The 13212-nt window shown below is 68.6% G+C and carries 11 protein-coding genes; 3 read left to right on the plus strand and 8 right to left on the minus strand.

What is annotated here, in order from left to right; translation table 11 throughout:
- Positions 1-2: 2 nt before the first annotated feature.
- Complete coding sequence (gene ptsP, locus VI08_RS13140) at positions 3-1760, plus strand: phosphoenolpyruvate--protein phosphotransferase (RefSeq protein WP_045830056.1); 1758 nt, start codon at positions 3-5, stop codon at positions 1758-1760.
- Between the two features lie 162 nt (positions 1761-1922).
- On the opposite strand, the gene VI08_RS20930 is transcribed toward ptsP, so the two are convergent.
- From VI08_RS20930 to VI08_RS13160, 4 genes are all read right to left on the minus strand, one after another.
- Positions 1923-3224: a S41 family peptidase gene (locus VI08_RS20930; RefSeq protein WP_157006740.1), complete on the minus strand. Its 1302-nt coding sequence runs from the start codon at positions 3222-3224 to the stop codon at positions 1923-1925.
- 80 nt (positions 3225-3304) lie between these two features.
- Positions 3305-3871: a DUF6630 family protein gene (locus tag VI08_RS13150; RefSeq protein WP_045830057.1), complete on the minus strand. Its 567-nt coding sequence runs from the start codon at positions 3869-3871 to the stop codon at positions 3305-3307.
- 202 nt (positions 3872-4073) lie between these two features.
- Positions 4074-6545: an acyl-CoA dehydrogenase gene (locus tag VI08_RS13155; RefSeq protein ID WP_045830058.1), complete on the minus strand. Its 2472-nt coding sequence runs from the start codon at positions 6543-6545 to the stop codon at positions 4074-4076.
- Between the two features lie 43 nt (positions 6546-6588).
- Complete coding sequence (locus VI08_RS13160) at positions 6589-7464, minus strand: alpha/beta fold hydrolase (RefSeq protein WP_045830059.1); 876 nt, start codon at positions 7462-7464, stop codon at positions 6589-6591.
- A gap of 140 nt (positions 7465-7604) precedes the next feature.
- On the opposite strand from VI08_RS13160, the gene VI08_RS13165 reads away from it, so the two are divergent.
- Both VI08_RS13165 and VI08_RS13170 read left to right on the plus strand, forming a co-directional pair.
- On the plus strand, positions 7605-8195 hold the full coding sequence (locus tag VI08_RS13165) for a TetR/AcrR family transcriptional regulator (protein WP_045830119.1): 591 nt from the start codon (positions 7605-7607) through the stop codon (positions 8193-8195).
- Between the two features lie 96 nt (positions 8196-8291).
- Entirely contained in the window at positions 8292-10082 is a 1791-nt protein-coding gene (locus VI08_RS13170; protein ID WP_045830060.1) for a phosphoenolpyruvate carboxykinase (GTP), read from the plus strand.
- 42 nt (positions 10083-10124) lie between these two features.
- On the opposite strand, the gene VI08_RS13175 is transcribed toward VI08_RS13170, so the two are convergent.
- The 4 genes from VI08_RS13175 to VI08_RS13190 form a co-directional block, all read right to left on the minus strand.
- Positions 10125-11033 (minus strand): DUF4097 family beta strand repeat-containing protein, encoded by a 909-nt coding sequence (locus VI08_RS13175; protein WP_045830061.1) that lies wholly within the window; start codon positions 11031-11033, stop codon positions 10125-10127.
- 28 nt (positions 11034-11061) lie between these two features.
- A complete protein-coding gene (locus VI08_RS13180) occupies positions 11062-11484 on the minus strand; it encodes a hypothetical protein (RefSeq protein ID WP_045830062.1) in 423 nt (140 codons plus the stop codon).
- Positions 11481-12035 carry an RNA polymerase sigma factor gene (locus tag VI08_RS13185; protein ID WP_045830120.1) on the minus strand — a complete coding sequence of 185 codons (555 nt, stop codon included), beginning with the start codon at positions 12033-12035 and terminating at the stop codon, positions 11481-11483. The genes VI08_RS13180 and VI08_RS13185 overlap by 4 nt, the downstream gene beginning before the upstream one ends.
- 103 nt (positions 12036-12138) lie before the next feature.
- Positions 12139-13107 carry a hypothetical protein gene (locus VI08_RS13190; protein ID WP_045830063.1) on the minus strand — a complete coding sequence of 323 codons (969 nt, stop codon included), beginning with the start codon at positions 13105-13107 and terminating at the stop codon, positions 12139-12141.
- Positions 13108-13212: the final 105 nt, after the last annotated feature.

Here is a 13212-nt window from a genome sequence, read left to right on the forward strand (position 1 = left end):
GCATGAGGTACCTGCTGACAGGCAACCCAGCATCCCGGGGCATGGCCCTGGGCCGGGCACGCTTGATCCAGCCCAGCCTCTACACCGCCGACATGCGCATGCTCGAGGATGCCGAGATCGGCCCCGAGCTCGATCGCCTGCACAAGGCGCTCGACCACGCCCGCGCCGAGCTGCGCGAACTGCGCGGCAAGCTGCACGGCGCCCTCGCCCGCGAAGTGGGCGACTTCATCGACGCGCATAGCCTGCTGCTCGACGACGAGGAACTGCTGCGCGGCCTCGACGAGCTCGTCTCGGTCGGCCACTACACCGCCAGCGCCGCGCTGAAGATGCAGCGTGACCGGCTCGCGGCCGTGTTCGACGCCATGAACGACCCCTACCTGAAGAGCCGCGGCGAAGACATCGACCAGGTCATCGGGCGGGTCATGTCCGCCCTCTTCCAGCAGGCCAGCCGCGAAGAACGCAAGATCGCCGCACGCGTGGGCGAGATCGTGGTCAGCGACACCATCGCGCCGGCCGACATGGCCGGCATGGCCGGCCAGGGCATGCTGGGCGTCGTGGCCAGCGCCGGCAGCGTGTACTCGCACAGCGCCATCCTGGCCCGCAGTTTCAACTTGCCCATGCTCGTCGGCACGAAGGATGCCCTGGCCGTCATCAACGACGACGACCTGGTGCTGATCGACGCCGAGCACGGCGAAGTCATCGTGCACCCCACCGCGCAGGATCTCGCCCGCTACCGCCAGTGGCAGCGCCAGGCCGCCGCCGAGGGCCGCCGCCTTGCCGCGCTTGCCTCCGCCCGCACCTTGACCCGCGACGGCGCCCACGTGCGCCTGTACGCGAACGCGGAGCTCGCCGGCGACGTCACGCTCGCCCGCTCGCGCGGTGCCGATGGCGTGGGCCTGTACCGCTCCGAATTCCTCTTCCTGCGCCAGCGCGGCCTGCCCAGCGAGGACGAGCAGTTCACCGCTTACCGTGATGTCGTCATCGGCATGGGCGGCCTGCCCGTCACCATCCGCACGCTCGATCTCGGTGCCGACAAGGCCGACGCCGCCGGCCTCGCCATCCGTGGCGAGGACAACCCCGCGCTGGGTGTGCGTGGCATCCGCCTGTCGCTGCGCTACCCCGATATCTTCCTCGTGCAGCTGCGCGCCATACTGCGCGCCGCCTGCTACGGCCCGGTGCGCGTGCTGGTGCCCATGGTCACCCACCTGGGCGAGCTGACCGAGGTGCGCCGCCTGCTGCGCAAGGCCCGCGAGCAGTTGGCGCTCGAGGGCCACGAACTGCCGGAGCGCCTCGACGTCGGCGCCATGATCGAAGTGCCCGCCGCGGCCATCGGCGTCACCTCGATTTTGCAGAAGGCCGATTTCCTCGCCATCGGCACGAACGACCTGGCCCAGTACACCCTGGCCGCCGACCGCAACAACGATGCGCTCGACGGCATCTACGACCCGCTGCAGCCGGCGTTCCTGCGCCTCATCGCGCATGTCATCGCCGCGGCCCGCCGCGCGAAGAAGCCCATAAGCCTGTGCGGCGAGATCGCCGGTGATACGCAGTTCACCGCGCTGCTGCTGGCGATGGGCCTGGAGGAATTCTCCATGCACCCCGGCCAGCTGCTGCAGGTGCGCGACCGCCTCACCACGCTCGATTGCGCCGCGCTACGCCGCGCCGCGCCCCACCTCTTCCGCGCGCACACCCGCGACGAAGTGGAAGAACGCCTGCTGGCCGTGGTCGCGAAGCAAGACGGCTGCGCCGGCGCGGCGTAGCAAGGATTCGGTGGGAGCGCGCTTGCGCGCGATGGCAGCACAGCCACGCCCCTGCACGCGCAGGCGATTCTCCAAGCGCGGCACGAACCAGGCTTCCAACGGACGCGAATCGCTGACACCAGGCGGACTGTGCGCAAGCACCCATCGCGCGCCAGCGCGCTCCTACAGGTGAGTGGGCGACTGTTGGGTTAACCACGCGGTGGCATGTGCCACGGCGGTATCGTCACCAGCAGACTCATCGGGGATGACCTGCTTGCCAAAGGCTTCGCCATGGCGGTCGACATCAATGGCGGTTTTCAGCACGAGCGCGCTCCCGTCGGTTAGGGGAAATACCGAATTGGCGTTCGCCTGGCCAAAGGTTGGCTGGCCGAACGAGCGCGTGTGGGGGCGGCCATGGAAGGCGACCGCGACCGCTTCCCCGGCGCTTGCCGTTTTCGGCCCGAAGATGACGGCGACGGGTGCTGCCGTGAGGTCGACCGAAGGCTGCACCTCGAATCCAAGGCGCTGGTTCGCGTAGATCGGCTGGTCCGGCTTGCCGGGTGCGCGATACGCCCCGACTTGCTGGTTGCCAAGCAGCGCGCGAACACCCGCGACCATGGGTGGCACGCTGCCGCCCGTGTCGCGGCGGAGGTCGACGATCCAGCCGTGGGTCGCCGAGGGGGCGAGGTGCTCGATGGCGCTGGCCACTGTATCGGCGTAACGCTTGCGTGCCTCCGGCGGGCCCGTCATGCCAGGCAGCTCGATGTAGCCGACGCCGCCCGGCAGGATCTTCACCGAGGGAGGGAAGCGCGTGCCATCCACGGTCGCGGCGATGTTTGCCTGCGCCTTGTCCTGGAATGCGCTGTGTCCGTCGCCGAGCACCGCGATGGCGTGGCGGATCGTTGGATAGGCCGCCTCCGCCGGCTCGCCACGGTCGACCTGTGTGTGCGCTTCATCGAGGAAGGCCTGCCAATCCACGTGACCCGCCGCGAGGGCTTGGCCACGAATCAGCGCGACAGCTTCGTCAAGCAAAGCAGTCGCATCGATCTTCGACGCTTCTGGATCCACGGCCGCCAGCCGCAAGTGCGTGAACTGCGCCTCGCCCGGGCCATCCAGCACGACACCGACGGTGATACGCGACGCCTGCTTCGGTACGTAGATACGAACGGTCTTTACCACGGGTGCCGTGCCCTCGGCGACGACACTGCCCTGCGTCGTCTGGAAACCGCGGCCATAGGGGCTTTCGCTATCGGTGCGAAGCCAGATCGCCGCATCGGTCGCCCCGCCCGAGCTGGCGATCTCACCGCTGAGGACAACCTCGCGGCCTGCGAACGGCGCCGCATCGAAGCCGGCTGCCGCGCTGCCCCATGGTTCGCTGCCACCGGGCACCTTCGCGAGGGAAACCGCCGCTCCCCCTGACGACCAGGGGTTGCCTTGGGCGGCCATTCGGTAGGAAGGGTTGTGGGCCACGAGGTACCACGGCATCTCACCGGCGTGGGTGCAGCCGATGCAGGCTATCGAGGACGCGACGGCTAGCAGCCATCGCGCGCGAGCGCGCTCCCACATCAGGCGCGCGTGGCCATGGCCATGCCTGCGCGCGTGGCGGCGGCGATGGCCTCCTTGCGTTCGGCGGTGGGCACCACGACCGCGAAGCAGTCGTCGGTGCCGGTCGCGATGTCGAGCAGCGCGAAGCCCTTGCGGTGCAACCAGGCGCCCGCCTCGGCCAGCACGGCAGGCAGCGCCGCGCGCTCGTCGGCGGGGCCGTCCCAGCGCGCGAAACTGCCCAGCGAGGCCATGGCGCGGTCGACTTGCCAAGTGACTTCCGCCGTGTCGCTGTGCGATAGCGACAGGTGCACGGACGCGGGGATTTCCTCCACGGCATCGTCGAAGCCCCGGGTCAATGCCGCGACGACACCCTCGCCTGGCCGCATGCCCTCGACGACATGCCGTGTCACGAGCGCGACCGAGCGGGGGCCGAGCGGGCTGAGCACCAACGCGATGAAAGCCCTGAGGTGCGGCTGGCCCGACGACGGGCCGTGGGGCTGCGGGCCCTGGGCTATGGCGCCTTCGACGCCATACGCGGGCACGGTGGCGCCGCGGGAGAAAAGCTTGTGCACGAAGCTACGGAACATGGGGCCTTGATCCTTCCTTGAGCCATGGAAGAGCGCAGCCGGCGGCTGCGTCGCCATCCACCGTGAAAGCCGGTGGCATCTTCGCCGACGAATGCTAGAGGCCCGGGCCTGCTAAATCTGTAGGGGAATGCCTACACGGTTCCTGCAAATACAAAAAAGGCCGGCGAGATGCCGGCCTTTCCTGTTGAAACCGCGCAGGTTTTTACGCCGCCCGCGAGGCTTCCATCTTCGCAGCCTTCGCCGCCACGCCTGCCTTCAGGTCATCGCTGTCGAAATCATCCACCGAGATGAACTCGGCCACCTCGTCGCGGACGCGCTGCAGCAGCGCACGCTCGGCCGCGGTGATGGCGCCGAGCTTCTCCGCTTCCGCCAGCTGTTCGTTGTAGGTGTGTGCCTGCAACTGGCCGCCCTTGAACGCCTTGAGGAACTTGCGCTCCACTGGCTCGGCCGCGATCACGTCGGGCAGCACCGCGTTCATGCGACCCACGGTGTTGTTGGCGGTCGGGGTGAGGTAGGTCCACGTGGTGAGGCGGTCGCGGGCTTCGCTCGGCGCCGTGATGAGCGCGGCGACGCGACGGCCGAGGCGATCGGACGGCGGCACCTCGCGGCGGCCGAAGGGGAACACCAGGGCTCGCAGCAGCCACGCCACCGGGCGCACGGGGAAATTGCGGATGACGCCGTCGAGCGCCATCTGCATGCGCCACACGCACTCGTGGAACGCCCACGCCAGTAGCGGGCGATCCGCTTCCGGGCGGCCGGTGTCTTCATAGCGCTTGAGCATGGCGCTGGCGATGTACAGGTACGACAAGGTATCGCCCAGGCGCGCCGACAGCTTTTCCTTGAACTTCAGCTTGCCGCCCAGCACGCCCATCGAGACGTCGGCGCACAGCGCCAGCGCCGCGGAGTAGCGGTTGAGCTTGCGGTAGTAGCGGCGGGTGTAGGCATCGCCCGGCGCATCACCGATGCGGGCCGACGTGATGCCCAGCACGAAACTGCGCACCGCGTTGGAGAAGCCGAAGCCGATGTGACCGAACAGGGCCTTGTCGAAGGTCTTCAGGCGCTCACGGTAATCGCTGATGCCCAGGGCCTGCATTTCCTTCAGCACGTAAGGGTGGCAGCGGATGGCGCCCTGGCCGAAGATCATGAGGCTGCGCGTCATGATGTTCGCGCCCTCGACCGTGATGGCGATGGGCACGCTCTGCCAGCCGCGGCCCATGTAGTTCTTCGGGCCGAGGATGACGCCCTTGCCGCCGTGCACGTCCATCGCGTCGGACGCGATCTGGCGGCACCACTCGGTGGCGTGGTACTTGGCGATGGCCGACGGCACGGCCGGCTTCTCGCCGCGATCCACGGCCGCGGCGGTGGCACGCGACAGCGCCTGCGTGGCGTACGTGAGGCCGCCGATACGGGCCAGTGCTTCTTCCACGCCCTCGAAGCGGCCGATGGCCAGGCCGAACTGCTTGCGCATGCGGGCGTAGGCGCCGGTGGCGGCCACGGCCATGCGCGAGGCGCCCGTGGCGTTCGACGGCAGCGAGATGGCGCGGCCCACCGACAGGCACTCGACCAGCATGCGCCAGCCCTGGCCGGCCATGTGCGGGCCACCGATCAGCACCGACAGCGGGACGAACATGTCCTTCGCGTGGATGGGGCCGTTCTGGAACGGGGTGTTGAGCGGGAAATGGCGGCGGCCGATCTCCATGCCCGGGGTTTCACGCGGCAACAGGGCGAGCGTGATGCCCAGGTCTTCCTTGTCGCCCAGCAGTTTTTCCGGGTCGTACATGCGGAACGCGAGGCCCACGATGGTGGCGATGGGCGCGAGCGTGATGTAGCGCTTGTCGAACGTCAACCTGATGCCGACGGTTTCCTCGCCGTTCCACATGCCCTTGCAGACGATGCCGAAGTCGGGGATGGAGGTGGCGTCGGAGCCGGCGTACGGGCCCGTGAGGGCGAAGCACGGGATTTCGCGGCCATCGGCCAGGCGCGGCAGGAAGTGGTTCTTCTGCTCGTCGCTGCCGTAGTGCATGAGCAGCTCGCCCGGGCCGAGCGAGTTGGGCACGGCCACGGTGGAGGCCAAGGTCTGCGACATGCTGCTGAGTTTCTGCAGCACGGCCGAGTGGGCCAGCGCGGAGAAGCCCAGGCCGCCGTAGCTTTTCGGGATGATCATGCCGAAGAACTTGTTCCGCTTGATGAACTCCCACACGTTCGGCGGCAGGTCGGCCAGCTCGTGGGTGATCTGCCAGTCGTCGATCATGCCGCAGAGCTCTTCCACCGGGCCGTCGAGGAACGCCTGCTCCTCGACCGATAGTTCCGGCTTCGGCTGCTTCAGCAGCACGCTCCACTTCGGCATGCCCGAGAACAGCTCGCCCTCGAAGCCGACCGTGCCGGCTTCCAGCGCCGTCTGCTCGGTCTCCGACAGCTTCGGCGTCACCTTCGCGAACATGGACAGCAGCGGCGCGCTGATTTTCTTGCGGCGGAAATCGACCATCAGCAGCGGCACGGCGACGACGGCCAGCAGCACCAGCAGGATGACCGTGGTGACCGGCGCGCCGGCGAGGACGCCAACGACGAGCGTGGCCGCCGCGGTGACGATGGCCCACGTCTTGAGGGACGTGCGGTGGTAGGCACATGCACCGGAGGCGATCAGTGCCGCCAGTACAACCAGGATCGCAGACATGGGTATCACCTCGTGACGAATGTGTTGCTTTGGAAAGGGTGGCTCAAAGGGTTTGCATGAACGCTGCGATTTCGCGCGTGAACGCGTCGTTCGCGTCGCCGGCCACCATGTGCGTGGCGTCGGCAAGCGACACGTGGCGCGCATGCGGGACCAGGCGGAGGAACTCTTCCACGGTATGGCTTGACACGACATCGCTGCGCGCGCCCGAGAGCAGGAGCACGGGCACGCGCACGTTGGCGGCGGCGGCAAAGAGGCGCGGCTGGTAGCGTTCGCTCTCTTCCACCAGGCCATCGAGCAGGGACGGGTCCCAGTGCCAGCGCAGGCGGCCATCGGCGCCCTGGCGCAGCAGGGGTTTCAGCTGGTCTTCGGTCTTGCGCTCGCGGCGGTGCGGCAGGTACGCCTCGATGGCCGAGGCCGCCTCGTCGTAGCCAGCGAAACCGTCGGGGTGGGCGCGCATGAAACCGAGGATACGTTCCACGCCGCGGGTTTCCCATCGCGGGGTGATGTCCACCAGCACGAGTGCCGAGAAGGGGCATTCGCCCGTGGCCTCGCCCGCCGCCACGAGCGACAGCAGGCCGCCCATCGACGCCCCGACGACCACCGGTTTCGGGCCACCCGCGGGCGTGGCCGCCGCCGCGACGTGGAGCAGGTCGGCGACGAACTGCTCCATGTGGTAATCGCCACGCGGCACGCGCCCGCTTTCGCCATGGCCGCGCGCATCGAACGTGATGGCCGGGAAGCCCTGCCCTGCGAGCGTGCGGGCGCTGCCCGTCCACGCGTGGCGGGTTTGGCCGAAGCCGTGCGCGAACACCAGCGCGGGGCCCGCGCCGCCTCCGAAACGCTCGCCAGCCAGCCGCAGGCCATCAGCCGCTGTGAGGCGGAGGGGCGTGACGTCGGTGGTGGAGGGCTGGGCAACCATACGGCCGAGTATGTGGGGCGCCGGGCCCTACGTCAATACGGCGCCGTACGGTCATGTAACGGCCGGAAAGTCAAGGTCTTACGCAGCACGTACGGAGGCGGATGGATTGCAAATGGGCGCGTTCCAGCTACCATGCGGCGATGAACGATGGTGCCAAGACCGAACGAGTCCGCCTCTCCGCCGAAGATTGGGAAGACGGCGCCCTGGCGTTGATCGCCGAACAAGGCGTGGGCGCGCTGGCCGTGGAGGCCCTTGCCCGCCGCCTGGGCGTCACCAAAGGCAGCTTTTACTGGCACTTCCGCACCCGCGAGGCCCTGCTGCAGGCGGCGCTGGAACGCTGGGAGGAGTACGGCGAACGCGAGGTGCTGGCGGAGATCGACCGCATCGCCGACCCGCGCAAGCGCCTGCCCGAGCTCTTCCGCCGTGTGGCCCACGAGCTGCAGCCGCACCGCGTCTACGCCGCGCTGCTGAAGGCGCTCGACCACCCACAGGTGGTGCCGGTCATGTCGCGCGTCTCCCAGCGCCGCATGGAGTTCCTCACCCGCATGTACCGCGAAGCCGGGCTGGAGCCCGTCGTGGCCCTGCACCGCGCCCGCCTCACCTACGCGGCGTATGTCGGCTTCCTGCAACTCAACTTCACGCTGGGCTTGCCGCGGCTCTCCCACGAGGAGTTCGACGCCTACGTCGAGCACGTCATCGGTACCCTCACGCCGGCCAAGCCCGAAGACTGACCTGAACGGCGCCGGCAAATTGCTGCGCCGTGCCTTGTAAATACCACGAACTGCAAACTACTGTCTCCACAGGCAATTACGTGGAGACCACACCGGATGGGTTCGCAAGGCAGTTCGTTGGATGCACTGAATCGATGGGTTGACGATGTCGCCCGCCTGACGGAGCCCGCCTCCGTCGTGTGGTGCGATGGCTCCGAGGCGGAATATGCCCGGCTCGTCGCGGCCATGCTCGCCAGCGGCGATCTCCTCCCGCTCAACGAGAAGACCAACCCCCGCAGCTACCTGCACCGCTCCCACCCCTCGGACGTGGCCCGCGTCGAGCACCTCACCTTCGTCTGCACCCCCAGTGAGGACGACGCCGGCCCGAACAACCACTGGATGGCCCCGGCGGATGCCCACGCCAAGATGGATGCCCTGTTCGCGGGCGCCATGCGTGGCCGCACCATGTACGTCATCCCCTACTGCATGGGGCCCATCGATTCGCCCATCGCGCGCTGCGGCGTCGAGATCACCGACAGCCCCTACGTCGTGGCCAACATGCGCATCATGACCCGCATGGGCGCGCCGGCCCTGGCGCGGATCGAGCGCGAAGGCCGCTTCGTCAGGGGCCTGCATTCCACGGGCGAGCTCGACCCCGAGCGCCGCTTCATCATGCATTTCCCCGATGAGCTGGCCATCAAATCGTTTGGTTCGGGCTACGGCGGCAACGCGCTGCTCGGCAAGAAATGCCATGCCCTGCGCATCGCCAGCCACCAGGCCCGCAACGAAGGCTGGCTGGCGGAGCACATGCTCATCGTGGGCATCGAGAACCCGAAGGGCGAGAAGCACTACATCGCCGCCGCGTTCCCTTCCGCCTGCGGCAAGACCAACCTGGCCATGCTCATCCCCACCGAGGGCTACCGCAAGGCTGGCTGGAAGGTATGGACGGTGGGCGACGATATCTGCTGGATGACCCCGGGCGCCGACGGCCGCCTGTGGGCCATCAACCCGGAGGCCGGCTACTTCGGCGTGGCACCGGGTACGGGCGCCAACACCAACCCCGCGGCGCTCGCCACGCTGCGCCACGATGCCATCTTCACCAACACCGCCATCACCGCCGACGGCCAGCCATGGTGGGAGGGCCTGGGCGAAGGCGAGCCGGCCGTTGACTGGCAAGGCCGCCCCTATGCGGCCGCCAACGGCCCGGCGGCCCATCCGAACTCCCGCTTCACCGTGTCGGCCCGGCAGTGCCCCAGCTGGGCGCCGGAGTCGGAAGACGCCGCGGGCGTGCCCATATCCGCCATCGTGTTCGGTGGCCGGCGCCCGTCGCTGGTGCCGCTGGTGTTCGAGGCGAAGGACTGGGCGCACGGCGTGCTGGTCGGTGCCGCCATGGGCTCGGAAACCACCGCCGCCGCCACGGGTGCCGTAGGCGTGCTGCGCCGCGATTCCATGGCCATGAAACCGTTCTGCGGCTACAACTTCGCCGACTACTTCGCGCACTGGCTGTCGTTCGACAAGCCGGGTGCGAAGCTGCCGCGCATTTTCCACGTGAACTGGTTCCGCAAGGACGCCGAAGGCCGCTTCATGTGGCCGGGGTATGGGGAGAACCTGCGCGTATTGGATTGGATGATCCAGCGCGTGGAGGGCCTCGCGGTTGGCGAGGACACGCCCATCGGCATCGTGCCGGCGAGGGGCGAGCTCAACACCGAGGGCCTGGCGATCGCGCCAGCCACGGTCGACGACCTGCTCCGCGTCGATATCGATGGGTGGGTGGAAGAGCTCAACGCCATTGGCACGTACCTCGATGGCTTCGGCGCCCGCATGCCGGGCCGCCTGAAGGCCGAGCGCCAGCGCGTCAGCCACGCGCTGGAGGCTGCGGCGGAGCGGAGGGAGGAACGGGTGGCGTAAGCGCCCGTCGGGGGGCCCCTTCGGGGGCCCCTTTTTTTGAGCTCAGTTACCGCCCTTGCGGATCTTCACGTCACCGCTGAACGCTTCAACGTGGATGGTGCCGCTGCCCGACCCGATCGTGGCCTTCAGCTCCTTGCCCGGGCCATCCTCGCCCTTCGTCGGGCTGCCGAAATCGCTGCGCAGGTCACCACTGAACGTGGACGCCTCGAGCTTCGCCGACGTATCGGAAGGCAAGCCGATATCCACGTCGCCACTCATCGAATCCACCGTGAGCTTGCCGCCGTTCGTGATGCCGCCGCGCACCTGGGTTTCGCCGGAGACCGTGCTGAAGTTCGCTTCATGCCACGGGCCGCCACCGATCGTCATGCGGCCCGACACCGTCTGCGCTTCCACCTTCTCGCCGATGGCCGGCGCGGTGATGTCGCCCGAGACGGTTTGCAGGTCGGCCTTGCCCGCCTTGCCGGCGAGGTCGATAGTGCCGCTCACCGTTTGCATGCTGACCTCGGGCGAGCGCACGTTGGCGCGGATGCGGCCACTGACCGAATCGACCGACACCTTGCCGCCGTCGAGGCCGTCAATGCTGACGGGCGCGCTGACGACGTTGATATCGACCTGCACGGCCCTGGGCACGCGCACGTTGAGCACCGTGGGCTGCATGCGGGTGTCGTTGCCCCAGCTGAACCAGCTGCCGTTCTTGCCACCGGTATCGACGCGGATATCGACGCTGTTGGCGTCGCCCTCGAGTTCGATGGGCTTGGCGCCGTCGCCGAGCGTACCGGTGACCTGCACCTGGTTCTTGTCCCAGGCGGTGACGGTGACCTCACCCTTGGTGTTGTCGATACTGATCTTCGCGGTGGGCTGGATGTCTTTCGAAAGGTTGATCGGCGTGGAGGCGTACGCCTGACCGATCGACAGCGCCAGCAGCAGGGGGGTGGCATAGAGCGTTTTCATGGCATGGATCCTGGCGATTGTCGCGGTATTAGCCGGCTTGCTTGTCGAAGGTGCGCAGGCGGTCGCGCTGGCGTTCGGTCTTCTGCAGCAACCGCTGCAGGGCGGCGGACTGCGGGGAATCCTGCATGGCCTGGGTGAGTTCCATGCGGGCGGCATCCAGTTCCACCGCGGCGCCGGTGAGGCGCGGGTCGGTGGGTTTCCAGCCGGCGTGCGCCTGGGCCACGGCGGGGTCGCCGCCGCCCGGTGCCAGGCGCAGGCCGATGCCACCGCTGAGGACGGCGACCGCGGCAATGGCGGCAGCCATGAGCCAGGGCTGCGCGCGGCGATGTCGCGAGGGCGCGGCGGCCGGCGCGGCATCGAGGCGGGCGTCGATATCGGCCCATAGATCGCGACGGGGCGCGACGGGGCGGTTGAGCGAGCGCATCTGGCGCAGGTAATCGAGTTCGTTCATGGCCTTTCTCCCAGCACGCGGCGTAGCAGGCCGCGGGCACGGTGCAACTGAGCTTTGGAGGAGCCCACCGCCATGTCGAGCTCGGCGGCGATTTCCTCGTGTTTCCAACCTTCCACGTCGTGCAGCACGAGGACGGCGCGGGCCCTCGGGGGCAAACCCGAGATGGCCTTTTCCAGTTCGCCGCGCTCGATGGCGCGCAGCGGGTTATCGGTGTCGGCGATATCCGGCAGGTGTTCGTCGTCGACGATGCTGACCGGGTCGGCGTTGCGGGCGCGTATGGACATGAGCGCCACGTTGACCGCCAGACGGTAGACCCAGGTGCCGAAGGCGCTCTCGAAGCGGAAGCTTTCCAGCTTCTGCCAGGCGCGGACGAAAGCCTCCTGGGTCAGGTCCTCCGCCCGCGCGTGGTCGAACGCGGCGAGGCGGAGCACGGCGCCGTACACGCGATCGGCATGCCGGCGGTAGAGCGTCTCGAACGCCTTGCGGTCGCCACCGGCCGCGGCGCGCACGATGTCGTCGTCCGACGTCGCGGCGGGCAGCTCAGGCTGCATGAAGGAAGTGGCGGCGAGGCATAGTGCGTTCATCTTGCCAGCTTGGATGCAGGCAAGGGGAAAACGGTTTAACCAAGAAAAAGCCGCGGGGTGCGCGGCTTTTTTAAAGGTCCTGGTGGTACTGGACGTAGGGCGTTCGGCTTTGGTCGGGCTCGCGGAGCGCGGGCCCGTTGCCAGGCTCGTTGGAGCCGGACGACCAGACATTCTGGGCACCGACGGAGAGCTCGCCACGCCAGGGCAGGCGCAGCGTGACGCCCAGGTCGATGGCATTCCAGCGGCGGTCGCCCGCGTTCAGCGCGTTCACCGTGCCGGCCTCCGGCGCCATGGTGCGGCCGGTGATGGCGCCGTAGATGGGGCCGCGATCGACGCCGAGGCTCAGCGACTTCTGGTCGACGGCGCCGATGCCGAGCAGGTTGCCCGGCACGAGGCGCACGCGGCCCACGCTGGCACCGAGGTCGATGCCGCTGCGGGCGCCGAGGTCGAGGCGGCCATGCGCATTGAGTTCGGTGCTGGACGACAGCGCGCTGAACGGCAGGCCCGACTGGGTGGTGAGCCCCGGCAGCACGCGCGGCAAGGCGGCGTTGGTGCCGTTGGGGCGCGACGAACCCACGCCGATGCCCAGGCTGTAGCCCGTGCCGCGGTAGGTGGCGCCCACCTCGCTGCCGACGATGCGCGGCGGCGTGCCCGGCGTGCTGCAGCGATCGCCGCTGCGCGCCGCCGCGGACGGCGTGCCGCAGGATTCGGTGGAATTAACCCAGCCCTGGCCGCTGACGTTGGCGTGCGCGGAGACGCGCGGGCCGAGGTCGTACTGCAGGCCACTGGAGAGGAACGGACCGGACTGCACCGCACGCGGGGCGAGCGGGGCCGACGGGTCGGCACGGTCGTTGGACGTGGCCGAGAGCGTGCGGCTGCCATCCTGGGTGCGCCACAGCGGCACGGCCGACTGGCCGGCATCGCCCTCGACCGGCGCGGCGAGCAGCCGGGCCGGCGACGTATCCGAACCCACCGGCACGACCTGCCCTGCCGCGGCGAGCGGCATCAGCAAAAGCGTGGTGAGCAAGGACTTGCGCATGGGTACCGTGGTGGCAGGTAGCTGGCTTTCCCCGTTCCCCCCGCGCCAGCTGTGGCGGGAGGGTTCGAGCATACTTCATTTTACTTTTTACTAACACCCCATCGG

The sequence above is a fragment of the Luteibacter yeojuensis genome (genome assembly GCF_000964085.1).
In the GTDB taxonomy this organism is placed as follows: Bacteria; Pseudomonadota; Gammaproteobacteria; order Xanthomonadales; family Rhodanobacteraceae; genus Luteibacter; species Luteibacter yeojuensis_A.